The sequence below is a fragment of the Paracoccus sp. J39 genome (assembly GCF_000518925.1).
Classification (GTDB): domain Bacteria; phylum Pseudomonadota; class Alphaproteobacteria; order Rhodobacterales; family Rhodobacteraceae; genus Paracoccus.
Map to the genome: position 1 here is coordinate 12,395 of NZ_JAEN01000003.1, position 15,589 is coordinate 27,983.

Sequence of the window (15,589 nt, forward strand, 5' to 3'; positions counted from 1 at the left end):
TTACCTCGGATGCAGCAGGCGGGGGTTCGTGGCGATCGCCAGAACGTCGGCCAGCAGGTTCAGCAGGATATAGACCGCGGCGAAGATCAGCGCGCAGGCCTGCACCACCGGAATGTCGCGGTTGGTGACGCTGTCCACCATCAGCTGACCGAGGCCGGGATAGACGAAGACAACCTCGACGATGACGACGCCGGTGATCAGCCAGGCCACGTTCAGCGCCACCACGTTGACGATGGGGGCCAGCGCGTTCGGCAGGGCGTGGCGGGTGACGACGCGCCAGCGCGACACCCCTTTCAGCCGCGCCATGGTGACATAGGGCGCGCCCAGCACGTTGACCACCGCCGCCCGCGTCATCCGCATCATGTGGGCGGTCACCACCAGGACCAGCGTGATCGCGGGCAGGAAGGCGCGGCCCAGCATCTCGGCCAGCCGCGGCGAGGCGCCGGGATCGGCGATCGAGGGGAACCAGCCCATCCTGACCGACAGCCAGAACATCAGGATATAGGCGATGAAGAATTCCGGAAACGAGATCGCCGACAGCGTTGCCACATTGGCGATGCGGTCGAACCAGCTGCCGCGCCACAAAGCGGCGAGCAGGCCCAGCCCCACCGCCAGCGGCACCGCGATCACCGCCGCATAGGCGGCCAAAAACAGGGTGTTGCCCAGCCGCGCGGCCAGCAGGTCCGCCACCGGCCGGCCATTGGCCAGCGAACGGCCGAAATCGCCCGACAACACCCCGCCGACCCAGTCGAGATAGCGCCAGGCCAAGGGCTGGTCGAGGCCAAGCTCGCGCCGGAAGGCCGCGACGGTCTCGGGCGTGGCGGACTGGCCCAGCACCTGCTGGGCGATGTCGCCGGGCAGCAGGCTGACGGCCAGGAAGATCAGCACGGAGATGACGAAGAGCGTAAAGACCCCGATGCCCAGCCGACCCGCGATCATCCTCAGGATGGGCCGCCGCCGGGCCTCGGCGGCGCTCATGCGGTGGCCTCCTTCTGGCGGATCGGGCGGATGCCGGCGCCGGCATGGTCGGGATGCGGCGCGCCGTCCTGCGCGGCCACCCGGTCCAGCGCCTCCAGCAGCGCCGGCGGCATCGGGATGGCGCGGCCCTCGCCGGTATCGACATGCAGCAGCATGTGTTCGCCGGTCGCGGCCTCGGTCCCGTCCTCGCGCAGGATGACGTGATGCAGGCGGAAGCGTTTCGCGTCATGGCCCAGCAGCCGGGTCTCGACGGTCAGCAATTCGCCGGCCCTCACCTCGGCCAGATGGCGGATATGGGTCTCGACCGTATAGGCCGAGCGGCCCTGCGCCCGGTAATCGGCATCCAGCCCGATATGGATCAGGAAGGCGTCCGTCGCATCGCCCAGCACCTGCAGATAGCGGAACTCGGTCATGTGGCCGTTGTAGTCGACCCAGCCGCCGGTCACGCGGGCCTGATGGATGCGCAGCGGATAGCCCTCGGCCCGCACGGGCGCGCGGGCATAGAAGCCGTCCTCCTGCGCGCGCACGGTCTGGCCGACACCCCAGTCGTTCGCCTTGAGTGCCTGGAAGATGCCGACCAGGTTGTCGTCGCGGATCCGCTCCAGCTCGCGGATCGAATGCCGGCCCGACTGCGCGTCGGACTGGCCGGCGATACGGTCGATCAGCGCCTCGTCGAGGTCGGGCACCTCCATCAGCTTGGTCCAGGGCCATTTCAGCGCCGGGCCGAACTGGCCGAGGAAATGCCGCATCCCGGCCTCGCCGCCGGCGATGCGATAGGTCTCGAACAGGCCCATCTGCGCCCAACGCAGGCCGAAGCCGAAGCGGATGATGTCGTCGATCTCCTCGGTGGTGGCGATGCCGTCATGGACCAGCCACAGCGCCTCGCGCCAGACGGCTTCCAGCAGGCGGTCGCCGATATGGGCGTCGATCTCGCGCGCGATCCGGACCGGCTTCATGCCGATTTCGGTCAGGATCTCGCAGGCGCGATCCGCCGCCTCGCCGCCGCCCACGACCTCGACCACCGGCAAAAGGTAGACCGGGTTGAAGGGATGGGCGACGAGGATGCGGGCGGGATGCCGCGCCCCCTGCCGCAACTCGGACGGCTTGAAGCCCGAGGTCGAGGAGCCGATCAGCGCCGTCCCGGGCGCGGCGCCCTCGATCTCGGCGATGATGCGGTGCTTCAGCTCCAGCCGCTCGGGCACGCTTTCCTGGATGTAATCGGCGTCCCGGACCGCCTCGGCGACCGAGCCGGCCCAGAGGATGCGCCCCGGCCGGGGCGGCGGCGCCTGGAACAGCCTTTCCCAGGCGCGGGTGGCATTCGCCAGCACCTCGCCGACGATGCGCTGCGCCTCGGGATGCGGGTCGTGGACCGCCACGTCATGCCCCGAGAGGATGAAGCGGGCGATCCAGCCGCCGCCGATGACCCCGCCGCCGATTGCCGCGATCTTCATGCCTGCCACCACCGTTCCACGATCTTCCAGCCGTCGAGGAAGCGGTTCGACGCCACCTCGCCATGCGCCACCTTGTCATTGGCCACGTCGATATAGTTCACGAAGATCGGGATGATGGTGCCGCCGTCCTCGGAGACCAGCCCCTGCATCTCGCGATACATCTCGGCGCGCAGGCTGTCGTCCAGCTCGGCCCGCGCCTTCAGCAGCAACTCGTTGAAGCGTTCGTTGTCCCAGTGGCTCTCGTTCCACTCGGCGCCCCGGGCATAGACCAGGCTGAACATGTCATCCTCGGTCGGGCGGCCGTTCCAGTAGCTGACGCAGAAGGGCTTCTTCAGCCAGACGTTGGACCAATAGCCGTCGTCCGGCTCGCGCTTGACGGTCAGGTCGATCCCGGCCGCCTTGGCCGATTGCTGGAACAGCTGCACCATGTCGAGCGCCCCGACCGAGGCCGCGTCCGAGGCCGAAATCTCGACCTTCAGCCCCTCCATGCCGGCCTGTTTCAGGTAATGTTTCGCCTTGTCCGGGTCATAGGCCCGCTGCGGCAGGTCGGCGGCAAAGAAGCGGTTCGCCGGCGCGATCGGGCTGTCATTGGCGATCTGGCCATGGCCGCGCAGCACCTTGTCCAGCACCTCCTGCCGGTCGATGGCGTATTTCAGCGCCAGCCGCAGGTTCGGATCGGTAAAGGGCGCCTGGTCGCAGAACATCGGCATGGTGTAATGCGCGGTCCCCGTCACCTCGACCAGTTGCAGGCCCGGACGGCGCTGCAACAGGTGCAGCGTGGCGAGGTCGGGCGAGTTGATGACATCGACCTCGCCGGTCATCAGCGCGTTCTGCCGGGCGGTGGCGTCGTTGATGGTCAGCAGCACCGCCTCGTCGAACCAGGCGCGGTCGGGCTTCCAGTAATCGTCGCGGCGCTTGAGCGTGATGCGGACGCCCGGCTCGAAATTCTCCAGCACATAGCCGCCGGTTCCCAGGCCCGACTGCCAGTCCAGCGTGCCGTCCTCGTTCGCCGGCATGATGACGAAGTGATAGTCCGAAGTCAGATAGGCGAAATCGGCATTGCCCGAGGTCAGCTCGAACACCACCACATTGTCGCCATCGGCGCGGATCTCCTTGACCTGCTCCAGCGAGCCCTTGGCGCCGGACTTGGTATCCGCACCGCGATGGTGGTCGAAGGACGCGATCACGTCCCGCGCCGTGACCTTGCGCCCGTCCGAGAAGGTGACGCCGTCGCGCAGGCGGAAGGTCCAGACCCGGGCCTCGGCATCGGGCTCGAACTCGGCCAGTTCGGGCACGGCCTGGCCCTTGGCGTCGATCTCGACCAGGTTGTTGCAGACCGCCAGCATCGCCGTCACCACCGGGCCGGCGGCATAGGTCGCCGGGTCCAGCGTGTCCGAGGTCGCGCCGCCCAGATGGCCGATGCGCAGCCTGCCGCCGCGCCTGGCCTCTTGCGCCCGCGCGCCGCGCGGCAGGATCAGCCCCGCCGCCGCCATGCCCGCCGCGCCGGCCAGCAAGCCCCGCCTTGTCAGCCCCCGACTCGTCAGATTGATGCTCATGATGGACCCCCTGTCTTGTGTTATGGATTGGTTCGGCCTGCGGCTCAGCGCCGGGTCAGCTTCAGCGTGTCGCGCACCTCCTGCGGGCCGAGGATGCAGCAGCCCATCGCATTCAGGATCGTCGCCGCCCGCTCGACCAGATCGCCGTTGCGGGCCGGCACGCCCTTGTCCAGCCAGATATTGTCCTCAAGCCCGACACGGACATTGCCGCCGGCCAGCGCCGCCTGCGCGACGTAAGGCAATTGCATCCGCCCGATCGAGAACATGGAATAGACCCAGCCGGGCGGGATGTTGTTCACCATCGCCATCAGGCTGTTCGGATCGGCGGGCGCGCCATAGGGGATGCCCATGCACAGCTGGATCATCACCGGATCGTCGATCAGCCCCTCCTCCACCAGCGTCTTGGCCAGCCACAGATGGCCGGTGTCGAAGACCTCGATCTCGGGCCGCACCCCCGCCGCCTGGATACGCGCCGCCATGGCGCGCAGCGTGCCGGGGGTGTTGGTCATGACGTAATCGGCCTCGGCGAAGTTCATCGTGCCGCAATCGAGGGTGCAGATCTCGGGCAGCAGTTCCTCGACATGCACCAGCCGCTCGCTGGCGCCGATCAGGTCGGATTGCGGCGACAGCGGCAGCGGCGCCTCGGCCGAGCCCAGCACGATGTCGCCGCCCATGCCCGCCGTCAGGTTCAGCACCACGTCGGTGCCCGCGGAACGCACCCGGTCCACCACCTCGCGATACAGCGCCGGATCGCGCGAGGGCGCGCCGGTCTGGGGATCGCGCACATGCACATGGGCGATGGCCGCGCCCGCATTCGCCGCCTCGATGCAGGCTTCGGCGATCTGCCGGGGCGTGATCGGCACCAGGTCGGACTTCTTGTGGCTCTGCCCCGATCCGGTTACCGCGCAGGTGATGAAGACGTCACGGTTCATTCATGGCTCCGGCAATATGTGATTTCACCGCAGCCTGACAGCTATTTGGCTGGCATGATGTGCAATTTACGCCATAATCTTTGCCTATGTCGCCAAAATCGCCGCTGCACCTGACCTTCCTGCTGTTCGACGGCTTCTCGAACATGGTGCTGGCCAGCGCCATCGAGCCCCTGCGGGCGGCGCGCGACCTGTCGGGGCGGCGGCTGTTTTCCTGGCAGGTCGCTTCGCTGGACGGCGGGGCGGTGACCAGTTCCTCGCGGCTGGCGATCTCGGTCGATCTGCCGCTGGAACGGGTGGGGGCGACGGATGCGCTGATCCTGGTTTCGGGCTATGGCATGCGCGACCATCTGCAGCGCGACTCGGCGCAGGCGGTGCTGCGCAAGGCGCGGGGGCTACCGGTGGTGGGGGGCCTTGATACCGGGGCGTGGCTGCTGGCCCGCATGGGCCTGCTGGCCGGGCGCCGGGCCGCGATCCACTGGATGGAGCGCGGGGCACTGGCCGAGGCTTTCCCCGAGATCACCGTGGTGCCGGACCCCTATGTTGCGGACGGCAACATCGTCACCTGCGGCGGCGCGCAAAGCGTGCTCAGCTGGTCGCTGGACCTGATCGGCGCGCAGGCGGGCGAGGCGCTGCGCTTCGACGTGGCGAACATGTTCGGCCGGGTGATGGGGCGCAGCACCGATCCGGTGGAATGGCAATTGCCCAGCCGCATGACCGACAGCGCGCTGCCGCCGTCGCTGCAGCGCGCCATCGTCGCCATGCGCGAGACCGCCGAGCAGCCCTTGCCCCTGCCCCGCATCGCCGAGCGCGCTGCGCTGTCGCCGCGCAGCATGGACCGGCTGTTCCATGCCCATCTGGGCCTGTCGGCCGGCGGCTATTACCGGCAGATCCGGCTGTCCCATGCCCGGGCGCTGGCCTTGGAGACCAAGCTGACGCTGGGCGAGATCGCCTCGCGCACCGGGTTCTCGTCGCCCGCCACGCTGGCGCGCGCCTATCGCAAGCAGTTCGGGGAAACCGTGCGCAAAAGCGCGGCGGGCTGACGCCTTACCACAGATGCCGGCGCAGCGCGTCGCCTTCCTGCGGCGGGGCGGCCGTGTCGCTGCGCGTGTCGGCGACGCCGATGTCGCGCAGCAGATGCGCCGGCAGATCGGCCAGCGCCTTGCGGGTCGCGGGATGGTCCAGCGCCGCCATGCGCCCCTCGCATGGCGATAGGCTGGACTTATCCCGGCGCAGCACACCGAAAAGCAGCCGGGTCAGGCCCGGCAGGAAGGGGCGTTGGCGATCGCATACGGAATTATCGGACATTTTTGCCCTCCTTTCGGTGGTCATGGTTGATCCACGCTTCGATCATGCTAGGTTTCCACGGCAATGACCAACAAAGCCTCGGCAAGCATCCATAAGGCAGGCTTATGTCGATTCCCCCGCTTGCCGCCCTGCGCGCCTTCGAGGCGGTGGCGCGGCACCTGAACTTCACCCGCGCCGCCGAGGAACTGGGCATGACCCAGGCCGCGGTCAGCTATCAGATCCGTTTGCTCGAGGAACGGCTCGGCACGCCGCTGTTCCTGCGCAAGCCGCGCGAGATCGTGCTGACCGAGACCGGGGCGCTGTTCGCCCGGCCGACCATCGACGCCTTCGACATGCTGCGCGAAGCCTTTGCCGACCCCTCGGCGGATTCGGTCTCGACCCTGTCGATCTCGACCGTGCCGACCTTCGCCGGGGCCTGGCTGTCGCCGCGGCTGGGCAAGTTCCAGATGAACCACCCGAACCTGGCGGTGCGGCTGGAGACCAGCGACAATCTGGTCGATTTCGGGCGCGAGGACATCACCGTCGCCATCCGCGCCGGCGAGGGCGGCTGGCCGGGGGTCGAGGAGCATTTCCTGATGCCCATCGAATACACCCCCATGCTGTCGCCGGCACTGGCCAGGAAGCACGAGCTGCGCGAGCCCGCCGACCTGCTGAAGCTGCCGCTGCTGGACCGGGTGGACCCGAACTGGGCGGTCTGGATGCGCGAGGCGGGGGTGGATTTCTGGGAGGCCCCGCCCAAGCCCGGCCTGACGCTCTCGACCGACCTGCACGAGGCGCGGGCGGCGCTGGAGGGTTACGGCGTGGCGCTGCTGACGCCGCGCTTCTTCCGCTTCGAGCTGGCGACCGGCAGCCTGATCCAGCCCTTTCCGCTGGTGGCGCAGAACGGCCGCAGCTTCTGGCTGGTCTATCCCAAGGGCCGCCGCAACCGTCCCGCGATCCGCAAGTTCCGCGCCTTCCTGCTGGACGAGATCGCCTGCGATCCGGGCTAGGCCGGCTGGCGGCGCCCGTGATCCCGCCCGCGACCCTGCGGCGCGGCAGGCAGCGGGAAGATCCGGTCATAGGCGATGTTGAAGACGAAGTTGTAGACCAGATAGAAGGCCACGATGAACAGGTCGAGCAGCAGCGTCTGCCACAGCGTCATGCCCAGATACCAGGCCATCGGCGGCAGCAGCATGACCAGCAGGCCCAGCTCGAACAGCGCGGTATGCAGCAGCCGGTGACGCAGCGACTTGCCGACATGGCCGACCCAGCGCCGCATGGCGTGGTCGAAGCCCAGGTTGAAGACAAAAGTCCAGACCGTGGCCAGCGTCGCCGCGCCGACGCCGACGACGCCCATGTCGAACACCGGCTTGTCATAGATCCAGGCGGCCAGCGGGGTGACGATCGCCAGGCCGATCAGCTCGAAGCTTACCGCGTGGCGGACCCGGTCCGGGAAACTGCGCATCGTCATCGTGATTCCTCATCGTTGCTTGCTGCGCTTTCTATCTGTATTTTCCAGAATACAAAGTTAGATACCATCGGATTTGCGGATAGATGACCGTCACGCTGGACCAGCTGGAAGCCTTTGTCGCCGCCGCGCAGCACGGCTCGTTCTCGGCCGCCGGCCGGGCGCTGCGCAAGGCGCAGTCGGCGATCAGCACCCAGGTCTCGAATCTCGAGGACGACCTGGGCGTGGCGCTGTTCAGCCGCGAAGGACGCAACCCGGTGCTGACGCCTGCGGGCGAACGTCTGCTGGCCGAGGCCCGCGTGGTGCTGGACCGCCGCGAGCACCTGATCGGCGTCGCCGCCAGCCTGACCGCGCATGTCGAGCACCGGCTGGTCGTCGCCATCGACGAGCTTTATCCCGAAGAGCCGCTGGCGACGCTGTTCGCCCAATTCGCCGCGCGCTTCCCGCATGTCGAGCTGGAACTGCTGTTCCCGATGATGGAGGATGTCAGCCGGCTGGTGCTGGACGGCAAGGCCGATATCGGCGTGATGTGGCGGCAAGAGGTGCTGCCGACCGAGATCGCCTTCCACACGCTGGGCTGGGTGCCGCTGAAGCTGGTCTGCGGCAAGGACCACCCGCTGGCCCATACGGTGGTGGACTGGGAGGACCTGAAGCGCCACCGCCAGCTGATGGTCGCGGTGCGCAGCGAGGGACCGGAAAAGCAGCGCCTGCGCACGGCGGCCGAGGTCTGGTGGGTTGAAAGCCACTGGGTGATCCTGCAACTGGTGCGCCGCGGCATCGGCTGGGCGCTGGTGCCCGACCACATCATCGAGGAATCGCCGGTGCGGGACGATCTGGTCACCCCGGCGCTGCAATTCGACGGCGCCGACTGGCCGGTGGCGCTGGAACTGGTCTGGCACAAGCAGCGTCCCAGCGGCCCGGCCGCGCGCTGGCTGCGCGAACGCTTTGCCGCCATGCGGATCAGCGGCTTTCCGGCCCCGGGCGCCGGCTAGGACCTCAGCAGAAGGGCCGGGTCGAGACGGCGCCGACCTTCAGCCGCCGGCGCAGCGCCCGCGAGGCCCAGTCGGCCAGCGCCGTCAGCAGGATCATCGCCACCACCAGCAGCGCGGCGCGATCGAAGCGCAGCGTGGCGATGGCGCTGTCCACGTAAAAGCCCAGCGTGGCGATGCCCAGGATGCCCAGGATCATGCTTTCGCGCAGGATGATCTCGCCGCGATAGAACAGATAGGCGATGAGCCCGGAGGAGACGCGCGGCACCAGCTCATAGGCATAAAGCCCGGCCCCGCCCGGCCGGTCGGGGCGCAGGGTCGGGACCATGCCCTCGGCCTGCCGCCCGACCAGATGGGCAATGATGGCGCCGTTGTGCAGCCCCAGCGCCAGCACCGCCGGCAGCATCGAGGGGCCCAGCACCTGCACGCCGACAAAGACCAGCATGTATTCCGGGGTCGAGCGCATGATCACCAGCGCCACATGGCCCAGCCCGGCGCCGATCCGGCCGGCCAGCGCGGTGACGATCAGCGGGAATGCCACAAGCGCGACGATGCCGCACAGCACGAAGGCCAGGTAGCTGACCAGCACCGTGGCCCAGGCCCCCGGCAGGACCTGCTGCGAGACGAGCCGCCAGAGCCAGTCGCCGAAGGCGCCCCAGGTCCCCGCCGCCGTCAGGTCGGCGTCGCGCAGCGGCGCGGGCACCATGTCCACCGCCAGAAGCTGCCACAGCCCGAAGCCTGAGACCTGCCCGGGCGACAGCGCGGCAAGATAGGCCAGCGCCCCCAGCACATAGAGCGGCACCAGCCGCCGCCGCAGCCACAGCGACTGGCTGATGATCAGCGCATAGGTCAGCAGCAGCACCGCCGCCGCGCCGTCGTAGCGGCCCTGCTTGAACAGCGTGTCGAGCTCGAAGCCCAGGGTCGGCAGGCCGACGAAGCCCAGCACCGCGCTGGAGCGGATGCCGCATTCGATGCGATAGCAGAAATAGCTCCAGAAGGCCGGCAGGCTGGGCACCAGCTTGGCATAGATCAGCCCGGACAGCGACAGGCCGCGCCCCGGCAGGGCATCGCGCGGGGCGGGGTCGGCCTCGTCCAGGATCTCGCCGAAGACCTTGGCGAAGATGCCGCTATAGGACAGGGCCAGCGCCATCACCGCCGCGATGGCCACCGGGCCGGTCACGGTGATGATGAACAGCGCCCAGATCAGCTCGTGCACGCTGCGCAGGCAAAGCGAAAGCACCCGGACCGCCCGCCAGTTCCAGGCCAGCGCCATGGCGAAGCCCGCCGCGGCGCCGATGGCGACCCCGCCGAAGGCCACGGTCAGCGTCAGCAGCAGCGCCTGGCCCAGATTCTCCAGCGCCAGGAAATCGGGACGCGCGAAGCCCAGCGCCAGCGCCTTCAGCACCGCCCCGGGCGAGGGCGCGCTGACCTGCAGATCGGCCGCGAACAGCGCCAGCGCCGCCAGCGTCAGCGCGATCCACACCACCTGCAGCCGCCGCAGCGGCCTGTCGCGCCGGCGCGGCCGCGGCGGCTCAAGCGGCGTAGAGACGGTCGATGTCGGAGGCATTCTGCTCGCCCGTGCGCAGGTCGAAGATGATGCGCCGGTCCTTCAGCCCGACCAGCCGGGTGCAATGCGCCAGCGCCAGCCCGATATCGTGCAGCGAGATCACGCTGGTCGGAAAGCGCGACAGCAGCGCCCGCAGCACCTCGGGCGCCTGCATCTCGTCCAGCGCCGAGACCGGCTCGTCCGCCAGCAGGAAGCCGCCGCCGGCATGGATGGCGCGGGCCACCGCCGTGCGCTGGCGCTGGCCGCCCGACAGCCGCTCGACCGGGCGGTCGAGCAGCGGCTCCAGCCCCAGCTCGCGCGCCAGCGCGGCCACCTCGGCCCGGTCGCGGCGAAAGGGGCGCAGCAGCGTGACCAGATTGTAGAAGGCCGAATGCCGGTGCAGCCGGCCCATATGGACATTGTGGAACAGGCTCAGCTGCGGCACCAGCCCGTTTTCCTGCGGCACCAGCGCCACATCCTCGCCCGCCGCCATGGCGCTGTCGCGGATCGCCGCCAGCAGGGTGGATTTCCCGGCCCCGCTGCGGCCAAGCAGCGCCACCCGCTCGCCGGGCCGGATCGCCAGCGTCACGTTCTCCAGCACCACGGTCGGGCCATAGGCCAGCGTCTGCCCGCGCAGTTCCACCATCAGCCGGCCTCAGTCCAGCAGGTCGAGCTGCCGGGCGACCTCTTCGATGGGCTCATAATCCGCGTTGCTGGCGGGGATGAACTTGCTGCGCGGAAAGGCACCGAGAATCTCCGGATCGTCCATGCCGAGGATCGCCGCTTTCAGCCGCTCGGTAAAGCCTGCGCCGAACCGGTCGTCGGCATCGCCGCGCAGGGTGAAGTTGTAGTCGGGATAGGAGGGCGTGCGCCAGATGACCGGAACTTCGGCGGGATCGACCTGGCCCTTGGCCACCATGTCGTCATAGGCGGTGAAATTGACCGCGCCGATCTCGTAGGCGCCGCTCTGCACCAGCTCGACGGTCTTGGTGTGATCGCCGGAAAAGCCGACCCGGGAAAAGAACGCCTCGGGCGCCATGCCGGTGTTGCGCCGGATCTCGTATTCCGGCATCAGCCGCCCCGAGGTCGAGGTCTTGGCGCCGAAGGTGAAGCTGCGTCCCTGGGCCGCCTGCGGGAAATCCGGGCTCTCGGTCAGGCCGGCCGCCTTGTTGGCGATGAAATAGCTGACGAAGGCCGCGTCCTCCTCGCCCTGGGCGATGGCGACCGAGCCGGGCAGCGCCAGCCGGGCCTGCACGCCCGACAGCCCGCCGAACCAGGCCAGCTGGATCTGGTCGTTGCGAAAGGCCACCACGGCGGCGGGATAGGATTTCACCGGCACGAATTCGACCGGAACGCCCAGCTTGCCGGACAGGTATTCGGCCACCTTGGTAAAGCGGCCCATCAGCTTCGTCGCGTCCTCGTCCGGGATGGCCGAGAAGCGCAGCACCTCGGCGGCGCGGCCCAGGCCGGGGGCGATCGCGGCGCAGGCGGCGAGGCCCGCGATGACTTGTCGGCGTTTCAGGCTGAATTCCATGGCTCGTTCTCCTGTCCAGGACCGGGTTGCGTCATCTCGTCATCCCTTGCGGCGTGCCCTCCCTGCCACGGCGGGCGGCCCGCCTCAAGGCGCGGCGCCGGGGGCCTGGTCGGCTTGCCGCCGGCCCGCACTCCGCCGCGCATGGCCCGCATTCACGCGGCCGGCCCCCCGAAGTGCAGCCGGTCGAGCTGGGCCAGGAAGGGCGCCGGGTCTTCGAGGCAGCGCAGATCCAGCAGGAACTGCCCCTTGTGGATGCGGCCGATCACCGGCAGCGGCAGGTCGCGGAAGGCCCGGGCGATGCGCGCGGCCGAGACGGCGCCGGTTTCGGCAAAGGCCAGCCCGGCGCTGGGCAGCAGGTCCACGGGCTGGGCGCCGCTGCCGATCTGGCTCAGGCAGTCGACGACCGAGACCTCGGCCGCGCCCTGCAGCGCGGCGCGGACCTGCGGGCAAAGCCGCTCGGCCAGGGCGCGGATCTCGTCCCGGGACCGGGTCAGCAGGCGCAGGGTCGGGATTTCGGCCAGGGCGCGTTCGGGATCGCCATGGCTTTGCAGCGTCTCGGCCAGCGCGGCCAGGATGATCTTGTCCACCCGCAGCGCCCGTTTCAGCGGGTTGGCCCGCATCCGGTCCACCAGCGCGCGCGAGCCGGCGATGATGCCGCATTGCGGCCCGCCCAGCAGCTTGTCGCCGCTGAAGGTCACCGCATCGGCGCCGTCGCGGATCGCCTGCCGCGCCGTCGGCTCGGGCGGCAGGCCGAAGGCGTCCAGATCGATCAGCGAGCCGCTGCCCAGGTCGATCAGGAAGGGGATGCCGTGCCGCCGGGCCAGCGCCGCCAGATCGGCCTGCGGCACCTCGGCGGTAAAGCCCTCGATGGCGTAATTGCTGGCATGGACCTTCATGAAGGCGGCGGTGTCCTCGTTCACCGCATTGGCATAGTCGCGCAGATGCGTGCGGTTGGTGGTGCCGACCTCGTGCAGGCGGCAGCCGGCGCGGGCCATCACGTCGGGCACCCGGAAGGCGCCGCCGATCTCGACCAGCTCCCCGCGCGAGACGACGACCTCGCGCCCCAGGGCCAGGGTATTCAGCATCAGCATCACCGCGGCGGCGTTGTTGTTCACCACCGTCGCCGCCTCGGCCCCGGTCAGCCGGCAGATCAGCGCCTCGACATGGCTGTCACGGTCGCCGCGCGCGCCGCCGTCGAGGTCGTATTCCAGGTTCGTGGCATTGACCATGGCCTGAAAGGCGGCCTCGGCGGCGCGGCGCGACAGCAGCGCCCGGCCCAGATTGGTGTGGTTGACCGTGCCGGTGAGGTTCAGCACCGGCCGCAGCGAGGGCCGGGCCTGCGCGGCCAGCCGCCGGGCGCATTCCTCCAGCACGCCCTCGCCCGCCGCCGCATCGCCGCGGCCCGCCGCCATGCGCCGGTCCCGCAGCAATTCGCGCAGCATCCCGACGACATTGTCGCGCCCGTGATGCGCGATCATTTCCCGCGCCTCGGCCTGGCGCAAAAGCCTGTCGATCGAGGGAAGGGCGCTGCGGGGGTCCATGGATCCTTCGGAATGGCGGCGGTTGCGCAGGGGCTCCGGCGGCGGGGAACCCGCGTCACCCCGCCGGCCAGCTTGGGTTTTGCGCCCTGCCCTGTCAATCCGACCTCTTCGCCCGGTCAGGGGAAATGTCCAGACGGTCGGCCGCATCTTCGGCAGCGCGAGCCGGCAGCCGGTATGGTCGCGGCGCCGGACGCCAAGACCGCGCGGATCCTGGTGACGAACGGCGGCCATTGGCCGAAGCCGCCGCCCCGGCGGATCAGGCCGAGGACATGATCTCGGGGAAGCGGGCGTGCAGGTTGCGGGAAATCTGCGGCTTCTCGACCTTCTTCAGATAGGCGTCCAGCCGCTGCAGCCGCCGCGGATGCGCGGATTCGGCGATGCGGTTCGCGGTGCTGTTCAGATACCAGGGCATCGAGCGGCTCTGGCGATAGAGGTCGTAGAACCGGCTTTCGGTCAGCGTGCCGGTGACCGCCTCGCGCACCACCGTGCTGAGCAGGCCGGCCCGGCGCAGGAACAGCGCCGTCTTGTGCCCGGCATAGCGCGCCTTCAGGAACGAGACGTTCTCGCCCTGATAGCGTTCGATATGCAGGCGGTCCTCTTCGATGCGCGGATCGTAGACCAGCCACAGCTTGCCCGCGGCCCGCGCGCCTTCGGCGCCGTCGGCGAAATCGCCCGACCAGTCGGCCTTGCGCCCCGAGCTGAAGCGTTTCTCCCAGGGCACCAGCGCCTTCTTCAGCGTCGATTGCGGGGAAAACGCCACCACCGTGCAGCCCGGAGCCAGCGGCGCCAGGGCGGTGGCGGCATAGGCGCCCATCGAAGTGCCGATCAGCGCCACCGACCGGAACCGGGCAAAGAACCCGTCCCGCGCCAGCCCGGACAGGTAGTCGAACAGCGCATCCTCGCGGAACCATTTCGCGGCATAGGCAAAGACGCCCAGATGCGACCAGCCGTTCTTCCTGATGAAGCCGTAGCCCCAGCTTTCGCGGTCGACCGGGTCGATATTGACCGCCGACAGGTTGTCGAAGCTGATCACCAGCTGGTCGGTGTCGCGCTGGACGTAATGCAGCCCGGTCTGTTCGAAGGACTGGAAGAACCCGCGCCGCGCCGGATCGCCGCGCAGCTCCAGAAGCCAGCCGGGTGCCGCCGGAACGGGCGGCGGCGCGGCATCGTCCCCGCCCGCGGCCCGGGCAGCGGCGTCGCCCTTGCCGGCCTGCGGCGCCGGGCCGGCCTGCGAGGGGCGCTCGGGCGGCATCATCCGCACCCGGTCCGCGGCGGGCACGGTGGCGCGGAGCTTCGCGATCCGCCGCTCTTGCGCCTCGATCTCGGCCTGCACCACCTCGGGGTCGAAGAGGCGGTCGTGCTCTTGCGGCGATTCCCGCAGCAGCCGGGATTTCAGCTCGGCGATCTGGCCGGCATAAAGATCGAAGGCCGACCGGCCCAGCGCCGTCAGCTCGGGCAGCGCGGCGGTGAGGCTTGCGATTTCCTGCGTCACGGCGGGCACCCAGCGCAGCATGCCGCGATCGACGTCGTGATTGCTGTTATACTTGTCGAAATATTCGAAATTGATCCGCTGCGCATTGGCGCTGTTCGCCGTGCCGCGCCATTTCTTCATCAGGAAGACCTCGTGCGACCGGATCATGTAGTGATTGACCTGCGCGAGATCGAACCCCGCCAGCGCCGGCGGCATGCACCAGCGCCCGCGCAGGAAATGCTCGGTGACGTCCTGGCCCGAGCCGTTGACGAACAGCAGCGGATTGCGCGGCGTGCCCGATGTGCCCTTGTAGACCGGGCGATGCACGCCGAAACGCTGCACCAGGTCGGGGCGGAACAGCGTCTTGATCGCCAGATGGTTGGGGCTGGGCGCGAAGTCCAGCGGCGCGGCGCGGCGGAAGGTGTCGATCTGCAGCCGGTCGCTGAATTCGATCACCCCGCCCGAGCCAAAGATCCGCCAGGGCAGGCCGATGGCATCGGCGTTGTCGGGCATGGCCGCGAACAGCGCGTCCAGCGTGCCGTCCCCGACCTTGACCTGCAGGAACTCGTCGCCGTCAATCACCATGATCCAGTCCGACTCGCGCACGATCTCCATGCGGTTGGCGCGGGTATAGGCGCGGACCTGCGGGTCCTCGGGCAGGTCTGTGGACAGCTCGCTGTTGTCGAAGTGATGGATCAGCCCGGCGCCGTCCAGGGCCTGCAGAATCTCGTGCGTGCCGTCGGTGCAGTCGTTCGAGAAGATGACGAAGCGGTTGAAGCCGATCAGGCGGTGATAGGCCAGCCATTCCAGAAAGAATGGCCCCTCGTTCTTCACCGTGC

At 69.0% G+C, this 15,589-nt stretch carries 14 protein-coding genes; 3 read left to right on the forward strand and 11 right to left on the reverse strand.

All coding sequences use genetic code 11. The features are described 5' to 3' along the window. The 4 genes from L632_RS0103505 to L632_RS0103520 are packed head-to-tail and all read right to left on the reverse strand — an operon-like array spanning position 1 to position 4,917. Entirely contained in the window at positions 1-978 is a 978-nt protein-coding gene (locus L632_RS0103505) for an ABC transporter permease (RefSeq protein ID WP_011751292.1), read from the reverse strand. Next, a complete protein-coding gene (locus tag L632_RS0103510) occupies positions 975-2,429 on the reverse strand; it encodes a carnitine 3-dehydrogenase (RefSeq protein ID WP_028716368.1) in 1,455 nt (484 codons plus the stop codon). Before L632_RS0103510 ends, L632_RS0103505 begins: the two co-directional genes overlap by 4 nt. After that, the gene (locus tag L632_RS0103515; RefSeq protein ID WP_028716369.1) at positions 2,426-3,985 is read right to left on the reverse strand and encodes an ABC transporter substrate-binding protein; all 1,560 of its coding nucleotides are present in this window, start codon (positions 3,983-3,985) and stop codon (positions 2,426-2,428) included. The genes L632_RS0103510 and L632_RS0103515 overlap by 4 nt, the downstream gene beginning before the upstream one ends. A gap of 44 nt (positions 3,986-4,029) precedes the next feature. Continuing rightward, on the reverse strand, positions 4,030-4,917 hold the full coding sequence (locus L632_RS0103520; RefSeq protein ID WP_028711556.1) for a 3-keto-5-aminohexanoate cleavage protein: 888 nt from the start codon (positions 4,915-4,917) through the stop codon (positions 4,030-4,032). A gap of 86 nt (positions 4,918-5,003) precedes the next feature. Between L632_RS0103520 and L632_RS0103525 the strand changes: the two genes are divergently transcribed. Further along, positions 5,004-5,957: a GlxA family transcriptional regulator gene (locus L632_RS0103525; RefSeq protein WP_028711557.1), complete on the forward strand. Its 954-nt coding sequence runs from the start codon at positions 5,004-5,006 to the stop codon at positions 5,955-5,957. A 4-nt stretch (positions 5,958-5,961) separates the two neighbouring features. Here L632_RS0103525 and L632_RS0103530 read toward each other — a convergent pair whose 3' ends face one another. Then, positions 5,962-6,222 carry a DUF1127 domain-containing protein gene (locus L632_RS0103530; protein WP_028711558.1) on the reverse strand — a complete coding sequence of 87 codons (261 nt, stop codon included), beginning with the start codon at positions 6,220-6,222 and terminating at the stop codon, positions 5,962-5,964. Between the two features lie 104 nt (positions 6,223-6,326). Between L632_RS0103530 and L632_RS0103535 the strand changes: the two genes are divergently transcribed. Then, positions 6,327-7,211, forward strand: a complete 885-nt coding sequence (locus L632_RS0103535; RefSeq protein WP_028711559.1) for a LysR substrate-binding domain-containing protein — start codon at positions 6,327-6,329, stop codon at positions 7,209-7,211. Here the strand turns inward: L632_RS0103535 and L632_RS0103540 are convergent. Then, positions 7,208-7,672 (reverse strand): PACE efflux transporter, encoded by a 465-nt coding sequence (locus tag L632_RS0103540; protein WP_028711560.1) that lies wholly within the window; start codon positions 7,670-7,672, stop codon positions 7,208-7,210. The two genes, L632_RS0103535 and L632_RS0103540, sit on opposite strands and share 4 nt — an antisense overlap. 83 nt (positions 7,673-7,755) lie before the next feature. On the opposite strand from L632_RS0103540, the gene L632_RS0103545 reads away from it, so the two are divergent. Further along, positions 7,756-8,661, forward strand: coding sequence for a LysR family transcriptional regulator (locus L632_RS0103545; RefSeq protein ID WP_028711561.1), 906 nt, complete (start codon positions 7,756-7,758; stop codon positions 8,659-8,661). A gap of 4 nt (positions 8,662-8,665) precedes the next feature. Here the strand turns inward: L632_RS0103545 and L632_RS0103550 are convergent, their stop codons facing one another. The 5 genes from L632_RS0103550 to L632_RS23435 form a co-directional block, all read right to left on the reverse strand. Next, entirely contained in the window at positions 8,666-10,225 is a 1,560-nt protein-coding gene (locus tag L632_RS0103550) for an ABC transporter permease (protein ID WP_051416133.1), read from the reverse strand. Then, positions 10,191-10,850, reverse strand: coding sequence for an ATP-binding cassette domain-containing protein (locus L632_RS0103555; protein WP_028711563.1), 660 nt, complete (start codon positions 10,848-10,850; stop codon positions 10,191-10,193). The genes L632_RS0103550 and L632_RS0103555 overlap by 35 nt, the downstream gene beginning before the upstream one ends. 9 nt (positions 10,851-10,859) lie before the next feature. Next, a complete protein-coding gene (locus L632_RS0103560; protein WP_028711564.1) occupies positions 10,860-11,738 on the reverse strand; it encodes a putative selenate ABC transporter substrate-binding protein in 879 nt (292 codons plus the stop codon). A gap of 152 nt (positions 11,739-11,890) precedes the next feature. Beyond that, on the reverse strand, positions 11,891-13,279 hold the full coding sequence (gene selA / locus L632_RS0103565; RefSeq protein ID WP_028716370.1) for an L-seryl-tRNA(Sec) selenium transferase: 1,389 nt from the start codon (positions 13,277-13,279) through the stop codon (positions 11,891-11,893). Positions 13,280-13,535: 256 nt separating this feature from the next. Next, positions 13,536-15,584, reverse strand: a complete 2,049-nt coding sequence (locus L632_RS23435) for a glycosyltransferase family 2 protein (RefSeq protein WP_051476370.1) — start codon at positions 15,582-15,584, stop codon at positions 13,536-13,538. Between the last annotated feature and the right edge of the window lie 5 nt (positions 15,585-15,589).

What these genes read in the sequence shown, in the direction of transcription:
- L632_RS0103555 (WP_028711563.1), bottom strand. Translation starts at nt 10,850, where the DNA reads ATGGTGGAACTGCGCGGGCAGACGCTGGCCTATGGCCCGACCGTGGTG.
- L632_RS0103560 (WP_028711564.1), bottom strand. Translation starts at nt 11,738, where the DNA reads ATGGAATTCAGCCTGAAACGCCGACAAGTCATCGCGGGCCTCGCCGCC.
- L632_RS0103525 (WP_028711557.1), top strand. Translation starts at nt 5,004, where the DNA reads ATGTCGCCAAAATCGCCGCTGCACCTGACCTTCCTGCTGTTCGACGGC.
- L632_RS0103550 (WP_051416133.1), bottom strand. Translation starts at nt 10,225, where the DNA reads ATGCCTCCGACATCGACCGTCTCTACGCCGCTTGAGCCGCCGCGGCCG.
- selA (WP_028716370.1), bottom strand. Translation starts at nt 13,279, where the DNA reads ATGGACCCCCGCAGCGCCCTTCCCTCGATCGACAGGCTTTTGCGCCAG.
- L632_RS0103535 (WP_028711559.1), top strand. Translation starts at nt 6,327, where the DNA reads ATGTCGATTCCCCCGCTTGCCGCCCTGCGCGCCTTCGAGGCGGTGGCG.
- L632_RS0103545 (WP_028711561.1), top strand. Translation starts at nt 7,756, where the DNA reads ATGACCGTCACGCTGGACCAGCTGGAAGCCTTTGTCGCCGCCGCGCAG.
- L632_RS0103515 (WP_028716369.1), bottom strand. Translation starts at nt 3,985, where the DNA reads ATGAGCATCAATCTGACGAGTCGGGGGCTGACAAGGCGGGGCTTGCTG.
- L632_RS0103505 (WP_011751292.1), bottom strand. Translation starts at nt 978, where the DNA reads ATGAGCGCCGCCGAGGCCCGGCGGCGGCCCATCCTGAGGATGATCGCG.
- L632_RS0103510 (WP_028716368.1), bottom strand. Translation starts at nt 2,429, where the DNA reads ATGAAGATCGCGGCAATCGGCGGCGGGGTCATCGGCGGCGGCTGGATC.
- L632_RS0103540 (WP_028711560.1), bottom strand. Translation starts at nt 7,672, where the DNA reads ATGACGATGCGCAGTTTCCCGGACCGGGTCCGCCACGCGGTAAGCTTC.
- L632_RS0103530 (WP_028711558.1), bottom strand. Translation starts at nt 6,222, where the DNA reads ATGTCCGATAATTCCGTATGCGATCGCCAACGCCCCTTCCTGCCGGGC.
- L632_RS0103520 (WP_028711556.1), bottom strand. Translation starts at nt 4,917, where the DNA reads ATGAACCGTGACGTCTTCATCACCTGCGCGGTAACCGGATCGGGGCAG.